Consider the following 24,542-nt stretch of genomic DNA (forward strand, 5'->3'; position numbering starts at 1 on the left):
TATGGGCTGACGCCTGCCCGGTGCTGGAAGGTTAAGAGGAGAGGTTAGCATAAGCGAAGCTTTGAATTTAAGCCCCAGTAAACGGCGGCCGTAACTATAACGGTCCTAAGGTAGCGAAATTCCTTGTCGGGTAAGTTCCGACCCGCACGAAAGGCGTAATGATTTGGGCACTGTCTCGACAATGCATCCGGTGAAATTGAAGTACCAGTGAAGATGCTGGTTACCTGCGTCAGGACGGAAAGACCCCATGGAGCTTTACTCTAGCTTGATACTGGGATTCGATATTGCATGTACAGGATAGGTGGGAGACTAGGAGACGTGAACGCCAGTTTGCGAGGAGTCGCCCTTGGGATACCACCCTTGCAGTATTGGGTTTCTAACATGCAGCCGTGAACCGGCTGGTGGACAATGTCAGGTGGGGAGTTTGACTGGGGCGGTCGCCTCCGAAAGGGTATCGGAGGCGCTCAAAGGTTCCCTCAGAATGGTCGGAAACCATTCGCAGAGTGCAAAGGCATAAGGGAGCTTGACTGCGACACCGACGGGTGGAGCAGGTACGAAAGTAGGACTTAGTGATCCGGTGGTATAAAGTGGGATTGCCATCGCTCAACGGATAAAAGCTACCCTGGGGATAACAGGCTTATCACTCCCAAGAGTTCACATCGACGGAGTGGTTTGGCACCTCGATGTCGGCTCATCGCATCCTGGGGCTGTAGTAGGTCCCAAGGGTTGGGCTGTTCGCCCATTAAAGCGGTACGCGAGCTGGGTTCAGAACGTCGTGAGACAGTTCGGTCCCTATCCGGCGTGGGCGTAGGATATTTGAGAGGAGCTGTCCTTAGTACGAGAGGACCGGGATGGACGAACCTCTGGTGTATCTGTTGCATTACCAAATGCATGGCAGAGTAGCCAAGTTTGGAAGGGATAAACGCTGAAGGCATCTAAGCGTGAAGCCCCCCTCAAGATGAGATATCCCATACGAAAGTAGTAAGACCCCTTGAAGACTACAAGGTTGATAGGTCAGAGGTGGAAGCGTGGTAACACGTGCAGCTGACTGATACTAATAGGTCGAGGGCTTAACCATAAGGAAGGAATTTGAGGAAAAGTTATCCAAGGAAGGAAAGAGATTGGAAGATTAGTTGGTGTGCAGTTTTGAATGTATAATCAAAACAGAAAAAGAAAAAAGAAATAATCCTCGATAGCTCAATGGTAGAGCACTCGGCTGTTAACCGAGGGGTTGTAGGTTCGAGCCCTACTCGGGGAGTTTTTATTGTATAAGGAAGTAAACAGAGAAGAAATGAGGCTCCATGGTCAAGCGGTTAAGACACCGCCCTTTCACGGCGGTAACAGGGGTTCAAATCCCCTTGGAGTCATTAAAGATAGAAGAAACAGAAAAAGGAAACAAGAAAGCAAAGACATGCCGATGTGGCTCAATTGGCAGAGCAGCTGATTTGTAATCAGCAGGTTAACGGTTCGAGTCCGTTCATCGGCTTTTTTGGACCTGTAGCTCAGTTGGTTAGAGCAACCGGCTCATAACCGGTCGGTCCTGGGTTCGAGTCCCCGCAGGTCCATTGAACTCAAAAGAAAAGAAGAAAACAGCAAGGGATCTTAGCTCAGCTGGGAGAGCACCTGCCTTACAAGCAGGGGGTCACAGGTTCGAGCCCTGTAGGTCCCATCAAGGCGAAAAGCCTGAGGAAGCCGGCGTGGCGGAACTGGCAGACGCGCAGGACTTAAAATCCTGTGGTAGCAATATCGTACCGGTTCGATTCCGGTCGCCGGCATAGACAAGCAACTTAGGTTGCTTGTTTTTTTATATAGAAAATTAAAGTAAAGAAATGTATGGGTGGTTATATGAATAATAAATGGTTAAGTATAATTCTCTTTTCCGGGATATTTAGTTTAATAGGTTTTATATTTTTTCTAATAGGGCTATTAATGTTTAGGCACATAAATAAAAAAGAAAAAAGATGTATTTTAAAAACATATGGTATTGTAAAGGACGTTGTTAAACATAAAAGTTATAATAGTGATAGTGTTAAAGGTTCAGGTTATTATCCTGTATTTGAATATCATGTAGGTGATGTTACAATTACAAAAGAATCAGCTTATGGTAGTGGTAAACCAAGATATAAAAAAGGGCAGAACGTGGAAATATATTATAATCCACAAAAATGTAGTGAATATTATATAAAAGATGATAAGTTACCCCATATTTTAGCAAAAGTGTTTACCATAGTCGGAGCATTTTTAATAGGTATTGCTTTAGTATCTACAGTTTTAATATTTATACTTTACAAGTAAATTATTTAATGTGCCATAGAAAGATGATATAAAACATAAGGTTATATGAATTAAATTAAGATATTAAAAATTAGGTTGGCACGCAGATAAATTAGTAAAAATGATTCATAGAGTACGCAGATAAATAGCAGATAAATACATAGATAAATTAAAAAATGTGTTGACAGTAAAATATTGTTACGCTATACTATTTTAGTATGGCGTGTAATGCGTAGGTTTAATGCTCAGCCATTAGCCCCGGTGAAGCATTTAACATATATTTATTTAATAAGAATGAAGAATATTTCAGGAGGTAAACCAATGAAAACATATATGGCAAGTCCATCAACAATTGAAAGAAAATGGTATGTAGTTGATGCTACAGGATATACATTAGGTCGTTTATCATCAGAAATCGCTAAAGTATTAAGAGGTAAGAACAAACCACAGTTCACACCACACATTGATACTGGTGATTATGTAATAGTTATAAATGCAGAAAAGATTGCAGTAACAGGTAAGAAATTAGAACAGAAGATGTACTACCATCATTCAGATTATGTAGGAGGAATGAAGGAAGTTACTCTTAAGGAAAAATTAGAAAAGAAACCTGAAACAGTTATTGAACTCGCAGTTAAAGGCATGCTTCCAAAGGGACCTTTAGGAAGAGAAATGTACAAAAAACTTTATGTTTACGCTGGAAATGAGCATCCACATGCAGCTCAGAAGCCAGAAGTATTAACATTTTAGTGACTGAAAGGAGGAAATAAACAATGGCAGTAGAAAAGTATTATGGAACAGGTAGAAGAAAGAGCAGTGTTGCTAGAGTATATTTAATGCCTGGTAAAGGAAATATCACAATCAACAAGAGAAGTATCGATGAATACTTCGGTTTAGATACATTAAAAGTTATCGTACGTCAGCCATTAAACGCTATTGATGCTTTAGATAAGTTTGACGTAATCGTAAGTGTACACGGTGGTGGATACACAGGACAGGCTGGTGCCATCAGACACGGTATCTCAAGAGCTTTATTAGAAGTTGATTCAGATGCTTACAGACCAATTCTTAAGAAAGCTGGATTCTTAACAAGAGATCCAAGAATGAAAGAAAGAAAGAAACCAGGTCTCAAAGCAGCTCGTAGAGCACCACAGTTCTCAAAGAGATAGTCAATTTTACAATCAAGAACGCCTCAGGGCGTTTCAGAAAAGTATATTACACCTCAGGACTTTGTCCTGGGGTGTTTTTTATGATAACTGTGGTATTATATAAAATATAATGTTAAAAGAGATTATTTGATAGTAGTGATTTAAATGAAAGATTATGCAATGCTTACTAATTATGGAAAGTATACAATTTTTGAATTTAATAACCAAAGAATTTGTTTTATCACTTCTGACAAATTGGAAAGATATACGAAAGTAGTTGAGTGGGATAACGGATATCTGGTTGTGATGGCAAAGTACAGAGTATACCGGTATATATAACGATTAGAAAGAACTTTACCTGTGCATAATAAGAAAATGAAGAAATAGACTAAAATCTAATAGTTAAGAAAACGAAAGGGGATATGGGTAAAAAATGCGAGAAAATTAATGGGGATTTGACCGTAATTTTGGTTTACATGAATGGGGATTTGCGTTATACTTGTGGTGGAAAGGTGGATTTATGCATGGATAAACCAGTTTTTAAAAGAAAAATATACGATGAAATATATGAGTGGAAAGAGAACAGAAGCGATAAATACGCACTCTTGATAAAGGGGGCAAGACGAGTCGGTAAATCAACTATTGCAGAGGAATTTGCAAAAAAAGAGTTTAAATCATATATTCTCATTGACTTTGCTCATACAAGTAAGGCAATTATTGACCTATTTGATGACACGTATGATCTGGATTTTTTCTTTTTGCAATTGCAGCAGTTAATGGGAATCAGGTTATATGAGAAAGAGTCGGTAATTATTTTTGATGAAGTTCAGTTATTTCCAAAGGCTAGACAGGCAATTAAATATCTCGTTGCGGATGGAAGATATAAGTATATTGAAACAGGCTCTTTATTATCAATAAAAAAGAATACAAAGGATATTTTGATTCCAAGCGAAGAACATAAAATATCTATGTTTCCTATGGATTTTGAGGAGTTCTTATGGGCAATAGGAGATGAGGTATCAGCGGAAACAATAAGGCATCTTATAAAGAACAAAAAGCCTGCTGGGAATGCAATGCATAGAAACCTGATGCGGATATTCAGATTGTATATGCTTGTTGGTGGAATGCCACAGGCCATAGAAACGTATATAGAGAAAAATAATTTGCAATTGGTTGATGAAACTAAAAGAGAAATTGTAGACTTATATGAAGAAGATTTTGTAAAGATAGATGGAACCGGTCTTGCTGGAGATATTTATGATGCCATACCTGCTAATCTTAGTGGTAATGCATCAAGATATATTCTGTCAAGTGCAAGAGAGGGGGTTCGCTCTGAGAAGGTAAGAGAGCTGATTCCTGATATGCTCAGTTCGTACACTGTAAATATTGCATATCATGCTAATAATCCTGATGTGGGAATGGCATTGGAAAAGGATGCAGGACGATATAAATTGTTTAATTCTGATGTCGGTCTATTTATAACTTTGGCATTTAAGGATAAAAAATATACGGAGAATATTATTTATAATAAGTTACTTTCGGATAAACTGGATGTAAATTTAGGATATGTCTATGAAAATGTTGTGGCACAGATGCTAATAGCAAAAGGTAATAATTTATTTTATTACACGATGGAAAGTAAAACTTCAAATCATTTGTATGAGATTGATTTTTTAACTTCGGTTAAAGATAAGATATGTCCATTAGAGGTGAAATCCGGCAATTATAGAACACATAAATCACTTGATGTATTTTGCAACAAGTTTAGTAATCGTATATGCAACAAATATGTTGTCCATACAAAGGATTACAAATGGGAAAACGGAATTTATTATATCCCGGTGTATATGGTACCGTTTTTATAAAGAGTTTTATTTTTTGTAGAAACGTATTAATTTCTATTTGTCTTACTGAAACAATACAGAAAAAAATATATACTCATCAAGTAGCAAATGGTTAAAGCCGTAGAGTAATAAGCAGTTCTGGAAATGTGTGTGTAGTGTTACGCATACAACAGATATGTAACACTTCCAGACACAAATCCCCAATCTAAGGGCTTTTCACGCTCTACAAACGCTCTCAAATAGATAATCAATTTTACAATCAAGAACGCCTCAAGGTGTTTCAGAAAAGTATATTACACCTCAGGACTTTGTCCTAGGGTGTTTTTATTTGATAGTTGTGTTAATGATATAGTATAATGATTTTTAGGCAAGTATGAGATAATAATAAAAATTATACAAACTTTGTAGTTATTAGGTGTATTATTAGAAAGAACCAATTATTAAAAAATTAGTAAATAGCATTTACAAATATAATGTAGTAGAGGTGTAATTATGACACAAAAAGAACAGGTTTATTTAGCAATGGAGAGAAATGGTGGGTATGCAACATTTCAACAATTAAATAGAATTGTAGACACTTCTGATTGGAGAACAAAAACACCTGATGCTACAATTCGAAGAATCGTTCAGGATAATACGGAGTTTTTTAGATTAAAACCAGGATTGTGGGCATTGACAAGTTGTAAAGAAAATGTTTTGCAACGTTTTGAAATTCAACAAGAAAATGCAACTTCCATATGTAATCTATTTAATAATTTTTAATATAAGATAGTATTGTAGAGAAAGAGATGTATTGCAGAATGTATAGAAATGAAATTGAGGTGGCAACATCAGAGGTAGTAACAAAGTTTAAGGCTAGGACAAATGAAAAGTTTCATTATATTGATGGAATGAGCGCAGAAGAAATTGAGAATGTTGTATCAGATTATATTCAGGAAAAAATTAATAAAAATAGTCTGGATGTGAATATCGTTAGTGTTACAATCTATGGAAGCCGTTGTAAAGGAATAGAAAATAGTAACTCAGATTTGGATGTGATTTTAGAGTACATAGGGAGTATACGAGAAGACACTTTGTTTAATATTCTTAATGAATCTAAAATGAAGATTGGTAATATTGAAGTAGATATTAATCCTATTACAGAAAATAAAACTGGAAGATTGGATGAATATTTGTTATTAGCGGATGCTTATATTAAAGAGCAAAAGTGAAAATATGTATGCCTAGTATTGCGTGGATTATACGTCATAGAAAGACATGTTAAGCAGATTGAATGAAATAATAAAGAAGGAAAATTATTTAAAAGGATTACAATTTAATATTTTTAATAGTATAAAGTTATTTATAAAAAGATGTCTGAGAACAAGGAAGTATATCATCATTACTAAGCAATCAGTTAAAATGGTATATATCAAATATCAGACATTTTTTGTTCGCAGATTTTAATATTTGTAAAATAATTTAACCCATTCAACTCAAAATAAAATTTCAACTAAAGTTTATTTAAATAAAAATAAAAAAATTGAATACTTTTGTTTTGCTAAATCGTTATATATTATAGAGGGGTAAATAAGGAAAGGAGTGCTAAATTTTGGAAGAGATATATCAAAATAGTTATTTTGAAGATTTATTAACTAAATATGAGAAATTGGTTTTTTCAATATGCTATCGAATGACGAATAATTATTTTGATGCTCAGGATTTAACACAGGAAACCTTTATTTCAGTTTACAAAGTTATGGAATCCTTTGATGAGAAAAATGAAAAAGCATACATTACAAGGATAGCTACAAATAAGTGTCTGGACCATTTGAAAAGAGCTGAGAGAAGAACAATGCCAAGTGAGGATGAAGAACTTGAAAGAGGAAGCCCACCGGTTGATTCAGCAGAGAAGCAAGTTATGGAAATAGTTGTTATGGAACAATTAGAAAAATGCTGTAATAGACTTAAAGAACCATATAAAACCGTTGCCTATGAATATTTTTATAAAGGGAAAACGGCTAAGGAAATAGCAGAACATATAAATGCTAATGTACATACGGTGCAAACTCAGATAAGGAGAGTAAGAAAAGTTCTTAGAACACAATGGGATAAGGAGGAACTGCGATGAATCATTTAAAAGATGAAGAAATAATTTCATATTATAATCACAAATTAGAACAAAATGAAGAAATCAATTTGTTAAATCACGTGTCACAGTGCTTGGTATGTGCAGAAAAATTTGCAAATCTTTTTCCTGTTGAGGAGTTAATTTCACCAACTGATAATTTAAAATATGAAATAAAAGAAAAAATAAATGATGAAAAAAATCAGAAAATTATAAAAACAAACGGTGAAATACATAAGACAAAAGCAAATATTATTCCGTTAAACAAATATAAAAATAGGAAAACAGAACTTATTTTGTATAGCTCAAAGGTTGTTGCTGCTGTCGGAATTGCTGTACTTATGGTGCTTAATATGGATTCAATTAAGCCAAATTTAGTCGGAACTAAAATAGAAACAATGAAACAGTTAAATAACAAATTTTCGATATCGAGAATGTTACAGCAGTCTACGGAAAAGATAGGAGCCGGAATGAAAAATATATCCGGAGGAATAGCCGAAAATTTAGAATTTGATAAAGGAGTGTATAAAGATGAAAAAGCAAAGAAGTAAATTTTGTAATTTTTGCCTGGCATGTATACCTGGAGCAGGTCAGATGTATTTAGGATTTTTTAAACAGGGAATTAGTTTAATGTCCATATTTATGGGATGTTGTGCTATTATTTCTTTGATTGGAGTTGATGCAATTGCATTTGCACTTCCTGTTATATGGTTTTATGCTTTTTTTGATGCATTAAATAAAAATTCATTGTCAGCGGATGAGTTTTCAAAATTAGAGGATGATTGGTTAATAATCAAGAACACGGATGAACTTAAATTTAATGTTAAAAAAGTAAGAATTATAGCAGCAGTGATATTAATACTTATAGGAATAAATTCCTTGTATAATGGTGCGATTAGTTTTTGCTATCAGTTAGGAATAGATTTAGATAATACTGTATTTGGATTAATTAGATATGCGTTACCTAAATTAGTATTTTCAGTGTTAATAATTGGAGCTGGAATTTATTTAATTAAAGGAAAAAGAAAATCAATATACGAAGAAAATGTAAGTATAGATAATACAAAGTTAGATGGCGATTCAGAAATTATTGAAGATAATTTTATTGAAAATGAAAAAGAAGCAAATGATGAAATATTAAGCGATTAAGGGGGAATAAGAAATGAAGGAAAGAAGAGTAGGTACATTTACATTTGGAATAAGCCTGATACTTTTTGGTGTGTTATTTTTAATTAAAACAATATTTAAAAGTTTTAATTATGCATTTATTTTTCATATGTGGCCAATTATGCTGATTATGTTAGGAGGAGAAATTATATATTATACTTTAAGATTTAATGACAAACATTTCAAGTATGATATTGGTGGAATGTTTATGATATGTTTTCTTATCCTATTTGCGATGGGGATGGCAGGTGTGGAATTTTTGATGGACAATTATCCTCAATATATTCAGTTGTAATGTGTAATATTATTTGAGGCTAATAGGTTAAATATAAAGAAGTGTTTTAGTATAAGATATTTTAAATGTATTGTAAAAGGTAAATAAAAGTAAATTTTAAATATAACCGGTCGGGGATGCAAACGACCGGCTATATTTAGTTATTTTGCTAATAAGCAAATAATTAATTTTCAGATTAATTTACAAATTAATTGTCAGGTTTAATAGCTGGTAAAGTTTAAGTAAGTCTTTTGTTGTAGCATAAGTAATTTGGATGCTTGTCTTTTTAGTGTTGTATATTATGAAAAAAAATGAAAATACTAGATAATAAAATCAATTAAGAAGGAGACATGAGATAATTATGAGAATATTATTTTATGATACAAAAAAATATGATAGGGATTCATTTGAAAAAGTTACGGAAAAATATCCGGAAATAGAAATTGAATATACAGATACAGATATTAATTCAAAAACTGCAAATTTAGCAAAAGGGTATAAGGCAATCTGTGCATTTGTAAGTTCGGATGTAGGAAAAGAAACAATAGATTGTCTAAGTAAAAATGGCGTTGAACTTGTTTTATTAAGATGTGCGGGATTTAATAATGTAGATTTAGAAGAAGCAAAAAAGAAAAATATAACAGTTATGAGAGTCCCGGGATATTCACCTGAAGCAGTTGCGGAACATGCAATGGCTTTGGCTTTAGCTTCGAGCAGAAGAATTCATAAAAGTTATATAAAGGTTAGAGAAAATAATTTTAGTCTTACAGGACTTACAGGAACAAATTTGCATGGAAAGATAGCAGGAATAATAGGAACAGGAAAAATAGGAGCAACGATGTGCAGAATATGCAGAGGATTTGGAATGAAAGTTATTGCATATGATTTGTATAAAAATCCCGAATTAGATTTTGTAGAATATCTGGAATTAGATAAGTTATTAAATGACAGCGACTTAATTTCATTGCACTGTCCACTTACAGAAGAGTCTTATCATATGATAAATAAAAGTAGTATAGCAAAAATGAAGGATGGAGTTATTCTTGTAAACACATCAAGAGGAGCCTTAATTAAAACAGAAGATTTAATACATGGAATTAGAGACAAAAAGTTTTTCAGTGTAGGATTAGATGTATATGAAGAAGAAACAAATAATGTATTTGAAAACAGAGAAGATGATATTTTAGAAACTTCTATTACTGCAAGACTATTATCTTTTCCAAATGTTATAGTTACCTCGCATCAGGGATTTTTGACTAATGAAGCTTTAGAATCGATAAGTATTACTACATTTGAAAATGCAATGTCATATTTGAATGGCAATTTAATAGAAAATAATGTAGTTATGTAATTAATGTTATTTTTCTTTTTATCCAATATCGCATAATTTAATAGAAACGATATATTTATGTAAGTGACGTGGATTAGATGAACAGGGTGGTCCAAATCATGTCGGAAATTATTGTGATGCACCGTATTTATACGATACAAAAGATGACAAATTAATGGAAAGAAATACTCTTTCATATATTAATCATTTTAGTCATTACATAAAACCGGGAGCTAAAAGAGTGGCATTTAGCAGATATTCAGACGATGTAGATGTTACATCATTTGAAAACCCTAATGGAGACATTGTAGTAGTCGTGTTAAATAAAACAAATGAAAGTAGACCTGCCGGTATTAGAGTTAATGACACGGTAGCACAATTAAATATGCCACCAATGTCAATTATGACAGGAGTAATTAATTAGAATATCCAATAAAGACCCTCGATAGTTAGAAAAAATCTAACGATTGAGGGTCAAATTAATTTTGTATTTTTGAAAATTTGTAATTAATCTAGCAATGACAATAATTCTGCTTTTGAAACCAGACCAATGCTTTTATTTGTTATTTCACCATTTTTAAATACTATTACTGTTGGAATAGAAGCTATTTTGTATTTAACTCCTAAGCCGGGTTGCTCGTCAACATTTACCTTTCCAACAACTATATCATTTCGTTCTTCAGCAATCTGTTTAATTACAGGTGAGAGCATCTTACATGGACCACACCAGTCAGCCCAAAAATCTACAAGTACAGTTTTGTCACTGTTTAATACTAATTCATCAAAGTTTTCAGTTGTAATTTCTAATTCCATATTAAAGCCTCCTTTATCTAAAGTTTGCATAATGATGATAGAAAGATAATTAGATGTGTTATCTATTTTAGCCTTTCATCATATAATGATTATACACATTTTTGTTAAAATTATTAGTATATAAAATAAAAATTGTATTAAGATAATATATAAAATAACATGATAATTATTTATCAGCATCTTCTTCAGTAATTAATTTCAAATAATCAACATAATATGTTTCAGAAGAATTTTTTAATTGTGAGTTAGCCATTTCCTGCTTTAATTTTATTTCAGCTCTTTTAGCATCACTTAAAACTCCGGCACCGCCTACACAACCACCGGGACATGCCATTCCTTCTAATAAATATCCATTGTATTTTCCTGCTTTTGCTAAAGTAAGCATTTTTTTACACTCTGCAAGTCCTTGTGCACTGACAACATTGACTTCTTTATCAGGATCAATTTTCTTAATAACATTTTTTACAGCATTAGCAACACCGCCACTAGCAGCAAATCCTTTACCATCAGCAGAAGATGTCTGGAGTTCCTCTTCAACTTCTAATTCAGAAAATTCAATTGATTTAGCATCAAATATTCCCATAAGTTCTTCAAATGTAAGAACAAAATCAACATCACTTCTAACACTTCGTCTGCTTGCTTCAAGTTTTTTAGCAGCACATGGCCCTATAAAAACAACCTTACAATCCGGATGGTCTTTTTTAATCATACGACCTGTTAAAACCATTGGTGTAAGTGCCATTGAAATACAATTTGCATATTCAGGGAAAGTCTTTTTCGCCATTACAGACCATGCCGGACAACAACTTGTTCCCATAAAAGGAATCTTTTCAGGTACTTCTTCAAGGAAATCTTCAGCTTCCTGAATTGCACATAAGTCTGCACCAACAGCAACTTCAATCATATCTTCAAATCCAACAGCTTTTAAAGCAGCGCGTACCTGTGCAGATGTAACAGCACCGCCAAACTGATTTACAAATGATGGGGCTATTGCTGCATATATTGGCGTGTCACTCTTAAGTGCAAGAACAGTCTGGAATATCTGGCTTTTATCGACAATTGCACTAAATGGGCAACTTACAAGACACATTCCACAAGATACACATTGTTCATAATCAATATCTGCACGTCCATATTCATCTGATTTGATAGCGTTCATTCCACATGCTTTTGCACAAGGACGTTCCTGTTTAATAATGGCATTATAAGGACATGCTGAAACACATTTACCACATTTAATACATTTATCCTGATCAATAATAGAACGACCGTTTTCCATATGAATAGCTTTTTTAGGACATACTTCAATACAAGGATGTTCTAAACAACCCTGACATCCGTTAGTTATTAAAATTCGTTTTTCAGGACATGCATGGCATGCAAATTTAATTATATTAATAAGTGGTGGATCATAGTATTTTTCATCAATAGCACTTTTATCAATACCTTCCGAAAGAGGAGCATGTTCAGATACTTTTCTTATAGGGAGTCCGATAGTAGCACGCAATCTTTCTCCTATAATTGCTCTCTCAAGAAAAATATTGTCATAGTAGCTACCAATTTCACCTGGCATAATCTTATATGGTAGTTCTTCCATACGTGAGAAATCTCCACCTTCATATGCCATTCGGGCAACTTCCGTAAATACTTTATGCCTAATCTCAGTTTTATTTGAGTATATACCTCTCATATTTTTATCCTTTCGTGGTAATTTATTAAAATAATTCTAATTAAATCTGACAAACTCTACAGTTAAAAACTTTATCATTTATGCAATGATGTCTGATTTAAATATATACATTGCTATGTATGTTGAACTTTAGTAAACAATAGCAATACATACTAAAATTATAACATAGTGTAATTATTTAAAACAAGTTAAATATAGGTAGAAAACGATTCCTTAATTCATTAAAAACATATATAAATTGAACAAATAATATTAATAAGTTGGTAAGGCATAGAAATATATATAATTTTATGGTGGAAAAGTTATTTGTATATGTGATAAAATTGTACGAATAGTTTTAAGACAAAAGAAAAAATATAAGTAAATATAAAAGAGAGATAAAGAAATGGAAGAAAATAGTGAAATCAGAAATCCGTTAGGGATTGAACCGATAAGTAAGTTGTTACGTAAATTCGCGATACCAAGTATAGTAGCTATGCTTGTAAGCTCTTTTTATAATATAGTCGATCAGTTTTTCATAGGAAGAACTGTTGGGACGTTGGGAAATGCAGCTACAAATGTAGCTTTTCCTGTAAGTACAATATGTGTAGCATTAGGTTTACTATTTGGAATTGGTGGTGCGGCAGCATTTAATATTGAAATGGGAAAAGGAAATAAAGAAAAAGCCCCATTTTATATAGGTAATGTTGTTACAGGAATAATGATACTTGGAACTATAATAGCTATAGGAATATTATTGTTTTTAACACCTTTATTAAAATTTTTTGGAGCACCTGACAATGTTTTAGGATATGCTAAAGATTACGTTGGTGTTACGGCAATTGGAATACCATTTCTTATAATGGGACTTGGGGGAGGACATATTATAAGGGCGGACGGAAGCCCTGATTTTTCTATGATATGCAATCTTGTAGGTGCAGTAATTAATATAATTCTTGATTATTTGTTTGTTATGGTATTTGATTGGCAAATGAAAGGGGCAGCGTTAGCAACAATTATTGGACAATTTGTTTCATTTGCATTAGTAATAAATTATTTAAGAAACTATAAGACAGTACGATTAAAGAAAGAACATTTCATTCCATCTTTAAAATATATTGGAAGAATTGCATCATTAGGTGTTACACCATTTTCCAATCAGATAGCAATAATGATTGTTCAAATTACATTAAATAAATCGTTGACATACTATGGGGCGTTATCAAATTATGGGGATTCAATTCCGTTAGCGTGTGCAGGCATAATAATGAAAGTTAATCAAATTTATTTTGCTGTGATAATTGGACTATCGCAGGGAATACAGCCAATTGCAAGTTTTAATATAGGCGCAAAAAATTATAGCAGAGTGAAAGAAACATATAAACTAGCTGTTATAAGTGGTACAATAGTATCAGTGATAGCCTTTATAATGTTTCAGGTTTTCCCAAGAAATATCATTAGTATATTTGGAAATGGTACAAAAGAATATTATCAGTTTGCAACAAATTATTTTAGAATATTTTTGTTTATGACATTTGCAAATGCGATACAGCCAATAACTTCAACTTTTTGTACGGCAATTGGAAAAGCAATGAAGGGAACTTTTCTTGCACTTACAAGACAGATTATTTTTCTACTACCTTTAATAGTAGTTTTACCGATGATATTTGGAATAAATGGCATTATGTATGCGGCACCTATAGCAGATGGTGGGGCAGCAGTTATATCAATAATTGTTATACGAGGAATATTTAGAAAAATGGGAGAATAAAATGTACTATATTTATATGTTAAGATGTAAAGACGATTCGATTTACACAGGGATAACTACGGATTTAGATAGAAGAATGAAAGAACATTTTGGAGCAGGAGAAAAAAGTGCAAAATATACAAGAAGTCATGTGGCTTTAAAACTTGAAGCTGCTTGGCAGACAGAAAATAAAGCACTTGCATCTAAATTAGAATATTGGATTAAACAACTAAGCAAAGCACAAAAAGAGATTCTTATAAAAGATGATACGAGAATGGATTCTATTATGGGTGATAGAATCGATGTAAAAAAATATAGTAAGAAATATTAACAATTAGTTAAATTTTGAATTAAGTTGTTGACAGATTAAAAAATATGAGTAAAATAATAAACACTGTTTATAGTTAACATTGTTAAATGTAAACGGCGTTTATTTTTTTATTGCTAAAGTCTAATTAAGCTTGGAGGTGACAGGATGAAATGAGCGAGTACAATAAGGAACTTGTAGAAAAGGCCATAAAAGGAATGATGAAATTCAGAAAGTTTCATCATCCAAAATTATCTGATGATATTTCAAGAATGGAAGGCAGTATAATATTTTGGCTTGTTAAATCAGAAAAAATGGAAAATAAATCAGTCAATGTATCAGAACTTGCAGAAGGATTGCATGTGTCAATGCAGTCTATTTCAAGAACACTAAAAAGTTTGGAAAATAAAGGATATATAGTAAGAGAAGTAGATTCTGATAATAGAAGGAATACATTAATAAAATTGTCAAAAAAAGGCAATGAACTTGTAGAAAAGAAAAAAAAGGATGTGGAAGGATATTTTGAAAGAGTATTTTCACATTTTACTGAAGAAGAATTACAGCAATATTTGAATTTTCAGGAAAAATTTTATGCAGCTATACTTGAAGAAGGCAAGACATTAAAAAAAGAAAAGGAGAATTAAGATGAGATTTTTTAAAAATTTCAAGGGGCATATGCCAATGGTATTTACAATAATAGCATTTTTGTTTATACAGGCTATGTGCGACCTGTCTTTACCTGATTATACAGCATCATTAATTGATACAGGTATTAATAATTCAGGAATTGAATATGCAACACCGGAGAAAATTTCAGAAGAAAGTTATCAGGGAATTGCAATGTGGATGACTGATAAAGAAAAAAGTAAATGGGAGTCTGCATATAAGAAACAAAGTAATGGAAATTATAAGTTAAAAGATAAATCAAAAGAAAACATGGAAAAGTTAGATAAGACTTTTTCAGAACCAATTCTTGTATATTCAATGATTTCTCAGGCACAGGACAAGAAGAACAATAATGAAAATACTGGTCAGGATATGAGTGAGTACATGAAAGAAATTGATATGGATTCTCTTGATAATCAGGCTAAGATGGACTTAGCAGCAGTTCAAAATGGAACTATGACACAGGAACAGTTTATGGCAGCTCATTTCGATTTAATAAGAGATACAGTAAGAGATAAAATGGGGTCAGCAATTGATTCTATGGGAGATTCTCTTGTTCAGTCTTCAGCTATTTCATTTGTAAAAAAGGAATACAAAAAAATCGGAGTAGATGTTGAAACAAAGCAAGTTAGTTATTTGTGGAGTACAGGAGCAAAAATGCTTGCAATGGCACTTTTAATGACTGTAAGTGCGATTATTGTTGGTTTCCTCGCATCTAAAGTATCAGCTTCAATCGGTAAAGAGTTAAGAGAAAAAGTATTTAATAAAGTATTGGAATTTTCTGATGCAGAAATTAATAAGTTCTCTACAGCATCATTAATTACAAGAAGCACAAATGATGTTCAACAGATTCAAATGGTATGTGTAATGCTTCTTAGAATGGTTGCTTATGCACCTATTCTTGCTGTGGGCGGCATAATAATGGTTATAAAAACACACTCAGGTATGGAGTGGATTATCGTAGTTGCTGTTGCTGCTCTTTTATGTTTGGTAGCAATATTGATGGCTTTAGCTATGCCTAAGTTTAAAATTATGCAGGATTTAGTTGACAGAGTAAACCTTGTTTCGAGAGAAATTTTAACAGGAATTCCTGTAATAAGAGCATTTAGCAGAGAAAAGAAAGAAGAAGAAAGATTTGATGTTGCAAATAAATCTTTGACAAAGGTAATGTTATTTACAAATAGAGTAATGACATTTATGATGCCACTTATGATGATGGTTATGTATGGAATTACAATATTGATTGAATGGGTTGCAAGCCACAGAATTAATCAGGGTGCTTTAGAAGTTGGGTCTATGACTGCATTTATTACCTATACAATGCAGATAGTTATGTCTTTCCTTATGATAACAATGGTATCAATTATGCTTCCTAGAGCAACAGTTGCAGCAGAAAGAATAGATGACGTTTTAGATACAGATGTTTCTATAAAAGATAAAAAAGAAGCTAAGATGTTAGATGCACCAAAGGGAATTGTAGAATTTAAAAATGTTGATTTTAAATATCCTGATGGAGATACAAATGTTTTAGAGGGAATAGATTTTATTGCTAAACCTGGTGAAACTACTGCTATTATAGGTAGTACAGGTAGTGGTAAGAGTACTGTAGCAAAGCTTATTCCTAGATTTTACGATGTAACAGAGGGACAGATTACAATTGATGGAATTGATGTAAAAGAGTTATCACAGAAATCAATAAGGGATAATATTGGATATGTACCGCAAAAGGGAATTTTGTTTTCAGGAACAATTGCATCTAATATAAAATATGGAGCAGAGAATGCATCCGATGAACAAATGTTAGAGGCTGCAACAATTGCTCAGGCAACAGAATTTATTGATTGTAAAGAAGAAAAATATGATAGTCCTATTTCACAGGGTGGAACTAATGTTTCAGGAGGACAGAAACAGCGTTTATCAATTGCAAGAGCAATTGCAAAAAATCCTAGAATATATATTTTTGATGACAGTTTCTCAGCATTAGACTTTAAGACTGATGCAGCATTAAGAAAAGCATTGAGTCCTAAGGTAAAAGAAAGTACAGTAATTATTGTAGCTCAAAGAATAAGCACTGTATTACAGGCAAAGCAGATTATTGTTTTAGATGATGGAAAGATGGTTGGAAAAGGAACACACAAGGAATTAATGAAGAATTGTGAGGTATATAAGCAGATAGCATCATCTCAGATGTCAGAAGCCGAATTGGCAGCAAGTTTAAATGAGGAGGTGGATAAAGATGAGTAATGAAAATAGAACAAATATAAATCCACCAAGAAGAATGAGAGGACCTATGGGCGGCGGCCGAATGGGGTCAGGTGAAAAGGCTAAAGATTTTAAAGGCACGATTGGAAAATTAATACGATATATTGGAAATTATAAATATGGCGTATTTGCAGTAATGGTTTGTGCAATGTTTAGTGTTGTATTTACTGTTGCAGGACCTAAGGTATTAGGTAAAGCGACAACAGCACTTTCAGAAGGAATTATGAACAAGATATCCGGAAAAGGTGGAATTGATTTTGGATATGTTGGAAAGATACTTATAATTGTTTTGTTATTATATGGAGTTAGTTGTGTATTCAATCTTATTCAGGGATTTGTAATGACGGGTATAACACAGAAAATCTGTTACCGTATGAGAAAAGAAATTTCAGAAAAAATAAATAGAATGCCACTCAAATATTTTGAAAGTAGAACATACGGTGAAGTTTTATCAAGAATTACAAATGATGTAGATACATTAGGAAATGGATTAAATCAAAGTATAACACAGTTAATTACATCTATAAGTACATTAATCGGTGTATTTATTATGATGATAACAATAAGTGTACCGATGACACTTATTACACTTACTACATTACCTGTAAGTATCTTATTAATTAGTTTTGTAATTAAACATTCACAGAAATACTTTAAGAGTCAGCAGGAATATTTAGGTCATATAAATGGTCAGGTAGAAGAAGTATATAGTGGTCATCATATTGTAAAGGCGTTTAATAAAGAAGAAACTGTAAAGAAAGAATTTCATGATACAAATGAAATCCTTTATAAATCAGCTTGGAAATCTCAGTTTTTCTCAGGATTAATGATGCCTATAATGCAGTTTGTTGGAAATTTAGGTTATGTTGGTGTTGCAATTTCGGGTGCTTATCTTGCTATAAATGGAAAAATTGAAATTGGTGATATTCAGGCGTTTATCCAATACGTAAAGAATTTTACACAGCCAATTCAGCAGGTGGCACAGGTTTCAAATATGATGCAGAGTATGGCAGCAGCAGCTGAGAGAGTATTTGAATTCTTAGACGAGGAAGAAGAAGACCAATTCGTAGCAAATCCTGTAGATATAAACACTGTTAAAGGAAATGTTACATTTGATCATGTAAACTTTGGATACAATGAAAATCAGACTATAATTAATGATTTTAGTGCTGATATTAAGGAAGGACAACAGATAGCAATAGTTGGTCCTACCGGAGCAGGAAAGACTACAATTGTTAAATTATTAATGAGATTCTATGATGTAAATAAGGGGCAGATTCTTATTGACGGACATAATGTCAAAGATTTTAACCGAGGCGAACTTAGACAGGAATTTGGAATGGTTCTTCAGGATACATGGTTATTTAAAGGAACAATTATGGAAAATATCCGTTATGGCAGATTAGACGCAACAGATGAAGAAGTAATTGCAGCAGCTAAGAAAGCTCACGCAGACCATTTCATCAGAACTCTTCCGGATGGATATAAAATGGAATTAAATGAAGAAGCAAGTAACATATCACAGGGACAGAAACAGCTTATTACAATTGCAAGAGCTATACTCGCAGATAATCCGATTATGATATTAGATGAAGCAACATCTTCAGTAGATACAAGAACAGAACAAAGAATTCAGCGTGGTATGAATAATATGCTTAAAGGCAGAACAAGTTTTGTAATTGCCCACAGACTTTCAACTATAAAGAATGCCGATTTAATTCTTGTAATGAAAGATGGAGATATAATCGAGCAGGGAAATCATAACGAATTAATGGAAAAAGATGGATTCTATGCTAAACTATACAATTCACAATGGGCACAGCAGGAAGAAACAGCTTAGTTTTAGAAGATTGATAAAGAGAGAATAATTTTAATGAAAGAGCATCATAAAAAAGTGGTGCTCTTCTATTTATGCCTACAAAAATGTTAAATAAAAATATGATAAAAATGCACAAAAATAATGCTTTGATTTAATCAATTAATGTTGATTTTAACAAAAATATCTGATAAAATTGTTTCAATAAAAAAGAATAAAGTATTTTAACAAGAATACATATATTATTGAGAAATATGAGGTATTTGTTATGAAAACAAGTTTTTATACGGGGAAAATAGAGGATGAGTCTGCGATATATTTTGACGCAGACCATTTTAATATTAGTAATGATGGAATAGTGGATGTATCAGATGAACTGCAAAAAGCAGTTAATATGGTTGTAGAAGAATACGGTTATGGAATTGTATTTGTTCCTGAAGGAAAATATCTGTTAAGTAAGACAATTTATATTCCAAAGGCAGTAAGAATAATCGGATATGGAGAAAAAAGACCTGAATTTATATTAAAGGATAATGCATTAAATTTTAATATATCAAAGGAAGATGATAAAGGTCATTTTAGATATTTGTTCTGGTTTGTGGACAGAGTTGTAACGGAAGGGACAAATGTGAATGCAAATGATGCTAATCCGGGAACTTTCTATAGTGCAATGTCTAATGTTAATATTAACTTAGGTAGAGAAAATGATTATGCGGTAGCTTTTAGGACACATTATGCACAACATGCTTTTTTAGCTCACATTACAATTAACGTCAATTCAGGAATGGCAGGAATATATGATGTGGGAAATGAAATGGAGGATATAGAAATTGTAGGTGGAAATTATGGAATAATCACTACAAAGTGTTCTCCGGGATGGCCATTTGTAATGGTAGATACAAAATTTGAAAATCAGAAAAAAGCAGCTATTTTTACAAGAGAGGCAGGTCTTACAATAGTAAGAACTGATGTGAAAAATGTGCCACAGTTTGTAGAGGTACAGGATGGATTTTTTGAAAAATTATATGTAGAAGATTCTATATTTAAAAATGTGGATAAATTATTGAATATTGCATTAGAAAATAATTCGTTAACAAGTATTTATGTAAAGAATTGCTATTTAGAAAAATGCAATGTTATCGTAAGTTATAAGGATACAGAAAATACAATAGATAATAAATATGATTGTGCACATATAAATGAATATATACATGGAATAACAGCAAGTGATGAGTATCCTGAAAAACAAATTAAAGATATATTATATATAGAAGAAAAGCAAATTAACTATAGTGTTTTAGATACAGATTTAAAGACTTTACCTGAAGTAAAACAGTGGATAAATGTTAAGAAAAATGGTCTTATTGGAGATGGAGTTACGGATGATACAAAGGTTCTTAAGGAGTTAATTGAAAAGTATACATATCTTTATTTCCCACAGGGAGAATATTTGCTTACAGATACTATCAAATTAAAAGATGATACAGTTATTATTGGACTTAATCCTGTTTCTACTAAATTTATACTTAAAGATAATGCAGAAAGATTTACCGGATATGGAAAAGGTATAGCATTTATTGAAAGTGGAAAAAGCAACATATTATTTGGTATAGGAATAGAAACAGGTGGAAAAAATCCAAGAGCAATAGGACTTAAGTGGAACGGCGATATTGATTCATATATTAATGATGTAAAAATGTTTGGTGGACATGGAAATCTTGTTAAAGGTACAGGAGCGTTTGAAATGCCTTATAACTCAACAAGAACTGCAGACAGTAATCCTGAGCGTATGTGGGATTATCAGTATCCATCAATAGTCGTTAATGGTGGCGGAGTAATTAAGGATGTGTGGTCTGCAAGTCCTTATGTAACAGCAGGAATAACTATCGAAAATACTGATACACCGGGAAAGATTTATTGTATGTCACTTGAGCATCATTGTAGACATGAATTGTTGATGAATAATGTTAAGAACTGGACAATCTATGGAATACAGACAGAAGAGGAAGTGGCAGAAGGCGAATTTGCAAGACCAATAGAACTACATAATTGTGAAGATATTACATTTGCAATGACATATCATTTTAGAACAATATTTGTAAATAAGCCTTACGATTATTGTGTAAAAACATTTGACTGCAAAAATATTTCATTTATAAATGCACATAATTTCTCACAAATGAAATACACAATCGATAATTATCTTTTGGATGTAAACTCAAATGTAGAAATAAGAACATGGCAGGCAACAAAGATTGATATAAAGGGAAATATTGGCAGAAATATTAGAATAACTAAAACTAATGAACCACAAAAATTATATAGTGGATTCAGATTCCCTGACGGAGGGATTTGTAATCAAAAAGGTGATTTCTATTTTGTAGACAGTCTTGATAAGAAAATTTATTGTGTAGATGGAAAAGATTATAAACTTACTGAAATATTTGAATCACCTTATAAAATTAATTCTGTAGGATTTGATACAAATGACAGAATAATAATTGTTGGAGAATATGTGATTCCAAAGAATGCTACAGTAGATGGAAAAAAACAGGAAAATATTTTGCCTTCGGACTCATATGGTACTTCATATGGATTTTGGTACAACAGAGATGCTTATACAATAGTATTTACGTTAGATGATAATGGAGAAATGCAACCATTAGATATGGTGGAAATGGGCAAAATAGAACCTGATAGAGTTATATATCCGGGTAATAGATGGAGAGATGGTTCAGATTATAAAGAAGTTTTAGGATATAAGCCTGAAAAAGCTTGGATAGCAATGGACAAAAAGACAATAATACCAAATCACTATGACTTAATAAGAAGCAATAATTTATCAATTTCATCATGTGGAGAAAAAATGTATTCAATTGATGAGATGTATAAAAGAGTATTTGAGTGTACAGTTGATAAAAATGGTTATCTTAAAAATCCTGAAGTTATAATTGAAGAGGGAGATTATTGCGTTAGAAAAAATAAGAATAATATTTTAGTTGGTGATGACGACGTAAAAATATATAGAGATGGTAAATTTATAAAATCTATCCATGTAGAATCAAGAACGTCTACATTTGATATAGGTGGAGAAAATAAAGACGTTTTATTTATAACTGCAAGGGATGGAATTTATGTGGCAAAAATTGATTTGGAGGAGAATGATGAATAGAAAGGTTTATATTGCAGTAACAGCAGCACTTGCATCGATGTTATTGTGGGGATGTGGAGAAAGTGAAAACAAAACAGCTAAAAAGAATGCAACACAAAATGTTACTGAGGCACAGACAGAAGAAAAAATAGAAAATGTGATTGACTATGAAAGTGATGGTGAACCTGTAAAAGATGCTACAGTATTTGGAGAAAATACATATGTATTTTCTCCGGAAGATGATAAAAATGAAATTCAGTCTAAAGTAGATGAAATTTATAAAAAACAGGAAACAAATCAGTTCGGAAAAGAGAGATATGCAATTTTATTTAAACCGGGTGCATATGATACAGCATTATCTGTAAATGTTGGTTATTACACACAGGTATCAGGACTTGGAGTTTTACCTACAGATACAAATATTAACAAGTTGTGGGTCAACGCTGACTGGATGTATCATAATGCAACATGCAATTTCTGGAGAAGTGCAGAGAATTTTTCAGTAAATGAATATTGTATGTGGGCAAATTCACAGGCGGTTTCACTTAGAAGAATGAAGTTTAATGATGGAATGGTTCTCAGTGATGGAGAAGGGTGGTCAAGTGGTGGATTTATGGCTGACTGCTATTCAAATGGAACAGTTTCATCAGGTTCACAGCAGCAGTATCTTACAAGAAATGATTTTTGGAGATTGTGGGATGGCGGAGTTTGGAATATGGTTTTTGTTGGGATTGATACTGTAAGAACTCCGGCAGGAACATGGCCGTATTCGCCATATACAAAAGTGCAGACTACACCTGTTATTCAGGAAAAGCCATACCTTACATATGATGAAGAATATGGATACGGAGTTATTGTTCCTGAACTTAGGACAGATGCTGTTGGAGTATCATGGGAAAGTGGAACAAAGGGTAAATTTGTCAGCTTAAATAAATTCTACATCGCAAATCCAAATACGGATGATGCAGATACAATTAATGAGGCTTTAGCAGCAGGCAAAAATTTATTACTAACGCCTGGAATTTATGAAATAAATAAACCGTTAAATGTTAAAAATAGCGATACAATAGTATATGGAATGGGAATGGCAACAATTGTATCTGTCAATGGAAATAAAGCAATGAAAATAGCAGATGTTGACGGGGTGAAAATAGCAGGAGTGTTATTTGAAGCAGGTGAAAAAGAGTCAGATACATTGCTTGAAGTAGGTGCAAAAAAGAGCGATGTTTCTCATGGAGCAAACCCTACAACTTTAAGTGATGTATACTTTAGAGTTGGAGGCTCAAGCTACGAAGGAAAAGTTGAAAATTGTATTACAGTAAACAGTAATGACGTTATTGGCGACAATTTATGGGTATGGAGAGCAGATCATGGAGATAATGTGGCATGGGACAAAAATACAGCAAAAAATGGTGCTGTAATTCATGGTGATAATGTAATTATGTACGGATTGTTTGTAGAACATTTTCAGGAATACCAGACAATATGGGATGGAAATGGTGGAAGATTATACTTCTATCAAAGTGAGATACCTTATGATGTTCCAAATCAAAGTGAATTTATGAGCAATAATGGTAAAGTAAATGGATTTGCGTCATTAAAAGTGGGAGATAATGTATTAACATTTGAAAGTTATGGCGTAGGTGTATATAGTTACAATAGAGATGCTACTATTACAATAGATAGAGCAGTAGAGGTCCCTGATATTGAAGGAGTAAAATTACATAACACGGTAACCGTTATGTTAAATGGACATCCGGGAATAGAACATGTAATCAATAACAGTGGATACGGAGTAAAATCATCCGGCGCAACAGCAAGAATAGTGGAATATGAAAATGGAGAACAGAATAATATGGTCTCTCGGAATCTTGAGTAATCATACCAGCAAAATAATGGAATTAAAGTGGAGGCTTTAATAAAAAGGGAATCGGGAAGTCTTGATTTTACTGGCTTAGAGACTC

The 24,542-nt window shown here is 32.7% G+C and carries 22 protein-coding genes, 6 tRNA genes and 1 rRNA gene (1 of these 29 running past the window's edge); 27 read left to right on the forward strand and 2 right to left on the reverse strand.

Going from position 1 to position 24,542, the window contains the following annotated elements:
* The 20 genes from CCC31_RS11920 to CCC31_RS12020 all read left to right on the forward strand — a co-directional run.
* A 23S ribosomal RNA gene (locus tag CCC31_RS11920) occupies window positions 1-1,078 on the forward strand (it extends 1,810 nt beyond the left edge of the window).
* Between the two features lie 108 nt (window positions 1,079-1,186).
* Window positions 1,187-1,258, forward strand: a tRNA-Asn gene (locus tag CCC31_RS11925).
* A gap of 37 nt (window positions 1,259-1,295) precedes the next feature.
* A tRNA-Glu gene (locus tag CCC31_RS11930) sits at window positions 1,296-1,367 on the forward strand.
* Between the two features lie 46 nt (window positions 1,368-1,413).
* Window positions 1,414-1,486, forward strand: a tRNA-Thr gene (locus tag CCC31_RS11935).
* 5 nt (window positions 1,487-1,491) lie between these two features.
* Window positions 1,492-1,565, forward strand: a tRNA-Ile gene (locus CCC31_RS11940).
* 31 nt (window positions 1,566-1,596) lie between these two features.
* Window positions 1,597-1,669 (forward strand) — tRNA-Val (locus CCC31_RS11945).
* Between the two features lie 22 nt (window positions 1,670-1,691).
* Window positions 1,692-1,775, forward strand: a tRNA-Leu gene (locus tag CCC31_RS11950).
* A gap of 70 nt (window positions 1,776-1,845) precedes the next feature.
* Window positions 1,846-2,295 carry a DUF3592 domain-containing protein gene (locus CCC31_RS11955; RefSeq protein WP_260979131.1) on the forward strand — a complete coding sequence of 150 codons (450 nt, stop codon included), beginning with the start codon at window positions 1,846-1,848 and terminating at the stop codon, window positions 2,293-2,295.
* A gap of 300 nt (window positions 2,296-2,595) precedes the next feature.
* Window positions 2,596-3,024, forward strand: a complete 429-nt coding sequence (gene rplM / locus CCC31_RS11960; protein WP_022088248.1) for a 50S ribosomal protein L13 — start codon at window positions 2,596-2,598, stop codon at window positions 3,022-3,024.
* Window positions 3,025-3,047: 23 nt separating this feature from the next.
* Complete coding sequence (rpsI, locus tag CCC31_RS11965) at window positions 3,048-3,443, forward strand: 30S ribosomal protein S9 (RefSeq protein WP_022088247.1); 396 nt, start codon at window positions 3,048-3,050, stop codon at window positions 3,441-3,443.
* 144 nt (window positions 3,444-3,587) lie between these two features.
* On the forward strand, window positions 3,588-3,761 hold the full coding sequence (locus CCC31_RS11970) for a hypothetical protein (protein ID WP_158574541.1): 174 nt from the start codon (window positions 3,588-3,590) through the stop codon (window positions 3,759-3,761).
* A 185-nt stretch (window positions 3,762-3,946) separates the two neighbouring features.
* Window positions 3,947-5,287, forward strand: coding sequence for an AAA family ATPase (locus CCC31_RS11975; protein ID WP_260979130.1), 1,341 nt, complete (start codon window positions 3,947-3,949; stop codon window positions 5,285-5,287).
* Window positions 5,288-5,758: 471 nt separating this feature from the next.
* Window positions 5,759-6,028, forward strand: a complete 270-nt coding sequence (locus CCC31_RS11980) for a winged helix-turn-helix domain-containing protein (protein ID WP_260979129.1) — start codon at window positions 5,759-5,761, stop codon at window positions 6,026-6,028.
* 38 nt (window positions 6,029-6,066) lie between these two features.
* Window positions 6,067-6,477: a hypothetical protein gene (locus CCC31_RS11985; protein ID WP_260979128.1), complete on the forward strand. Its 411-nt coding sequence runs from the start codon at window positions 6,067-6,069 to the stop codon at window positions 6,475-6,477.
* A 380-nt stretch (window positions 6,478-6,857) separates the two neighbouring features.
* The gene (locus CCC31_RS11990; protein ID WP_290851798.1) at window positions 6,858-7,376 is read left to right on the forward strand and encodes a sigma-70 family RNA polymerase sigma factor; all 519 of its coding nucleotides are present in this window, start codon (window positions 6,858-6,860) and stop codon (window positions 7,374-7,376) included.
* Window positions 7,373-7,924, forward strand: coding sequence for a hypothetical protein (locus tag CCC31_RS11995; RefSeq protein WP_290851800.1), 552 nt, complete (start codon window positions 7,373-7,375; stop codon window positions 7,922-7,924). The genes CCC31_RS11990 and CCC31_RS11995 overlap by 4 nt, the downstream gene beginning before the upstream one ends.
* Window positions 7,905-8,522, forward strand: a complete 618-nt coding sequence (locus tag CCC31_RS12000) for a hypothetical protein (protein WP_117910396.1) — start codon at window positions 7,905-7,907, stop codon at window positions 8,520-8,522. The genes CCC31_RS11995 and CCC31_RS12000 overlap by 20 nt, the downstream gene beginning before the upstream one ends.
* Window positions 8,523-8,535: 13 nt before the next feature.
* Window positions 8,536-8,835: a hypothetical protein gene (locus tag CCC31_RS12005; RefSeq protein WP_022088241.1), complete on the forward strand. Its 300-nt coding sequence runs from the start codon at window positions 8,536-8,538 to the stop codon at window positions 8,833-8,835.
* A 340-nt stretch (window positions 8,836-9,175) separates the two neighbouring features.
* Window positions 9,176-10,165, forward strand: a complete 990-nt coding sequence (locus CCC31_RS12010; RefSeq protein ID WP_117910395.1) for a 2-hydroxyacid dehydrogenase — start codon at window positions 9,176-9,178, stop codon at window positions 10,163-10,165.
* 154 nt (window positions 10,166-10,319) lie between these two features.
* Window positions 10,320-10,568 (forward strand): glycoside hydrolase family 30 beta sandwich domain-containing protein, encoded by a 249-nt coding sequence (locus CCC31_RS12020; RefSeq protein ID WP_022088068.1) that lies wholly within the window; start codon window positions 10,320-10,322, stop codon window positions 10,566-10,568.
* Between the two features lie 83 nt (window positions 10,569-10,651).
* On the opposite strand, the gene trxA is transcribed toward CCC31_RS12020, so the two are convergent.
* Both trxA and CCC31_RS12030 read right to left on the reverse strand, forming a co-directional pair.
* Window positions 10,652-10,957, reverse strand: a complete 306-nt coding sequence (trxA, locus tag CCC31_RS12025; protein WP_022088069.1) for a thioredoxin — start codon at window positions 10,955-10,957, stop codon at window positions 10,652-10,654.
* A 166-nt stretch (window positions 10,958-11,123) separates the two neighbouring features.
* Entirely contained in the window at window positions 11,124-12,647 is a 1,524-nt protein-coding gene (locus CCC31_RS12030; RefSeq protein WP_147586676.1) for a 4Fe-4S dicluster domain-containing protein, read from the reverse strand.
* Between the two features lie 385 nt (window positions 12,648-13,032).
* Here CCC31_RS12030 and CCC31_RS12035 point away from each other — a divergent pair, with 385 nt between their 5' ends.
* From CCC31_RS12035 to CCC31_RS12065, 7 genes are all read left to right on the forward strand, one after another.
* Window positions 13,033-14,397: an MATE family efflux transporter gene (locus CCC31_RS12035; protein WP_147586677.1), complete on the forward strand. Its 1,365-nt coding sequence runs from the start codon at window positions 13,033-13,035 to the stop codon at window positions 14,395-14,397.
* Between the two features lies 1 nt (window position 14,398).
* The gene (locus CCC31_RS12040; protein ID WP_147586678.1) at window positions 14,399-14,707 is read left to right on the forward strand and encodes a GIY-YIG nuclease family protein; all 309 of its coding nucleotides are present in this window, start codon (window positions 14,399-14,401) and stop codon (window positions 14,705-14,707) included.
* A 149-nt stretch (window positions 14,708-14,856) separates the two neighbouring features.
* Window positions 14,857-15,327 carry a MarR family transcriptional regulator gene (locus tag CCC31_RS12045; protein WP_290851807.1) on the forward strand — a complete coding sequence of 157 codons (471 nt, stop codon included), beginning with the start codon at window positions 14,857-14,859 and terminating at the stop codon, window positions 15,325-15,327.
* Window position 15,328: 1 nt separating this feature from the next.
* On the forward strand, window positions 15,329-17,593 hold the full coding sequence (locus tag CCC31_RS12050) for an ABC transporter ATP-binding protein (protein ID WP_290851809.1): 2,265 nt from the start codon (window positions 15,329-15,331) through the stop codon (window positions 17,591-17,593).
* The gene (locus CCC31_RS12055) at window positions 17,586-19,451 is read left to right on the forward strand and encodes an ABC transporter ATP-binding protein (protein ID WP_290851811.1); all 1,866 of its coding nucleotides are present in this window, start codon (window positions 17,586-17,588) and stop codon (window positions 19,449-19,451) included. The genes CCC31_RS12050 and CCC31_RS12055 overlap by 8 nt, the downstream gene beginning before the upstream one ends.
* 244 nt (window positions 19,452-19,695) lie before the next feature.
* Window positions 19,696-22,599: a glycosyl hydrolase family 28-related protein gene (locus tag CCC31_RS12060; RefSeq protein WP_290851813.1), complete on the forward strand. Its 2,904-nt coding sequence runs from the start codon at window positions 19,696-19,698 to the stop codon at window positions 22,597-22,599.
* Entirely contained in the window at window positions 22,592-24,457 is a 1,866-nt protein-coding gene (locus CCC31_RS12065; RefSeq protein ID WP_022088077.1) for a hypothetical protein, read from the forward strand. The genes CCC31_RS12060 and CCC31_RS12065 overlap by 8 nt, the downstream gene beginning before the upstream one ends.
* The last annotated feature ends 85 nt before the right edge of the window (window positions 24,458-24,542 follow it).

It is taken from the genome of Eubacterium sp. LMAG:50 (genome assembly GCF_008680265.1).
GTDB lineage: Bacteria > Bacillota > Clostridia > Lachnospirales > Lachnospiraceae > Eubacterium_U > Eubacterium_U album.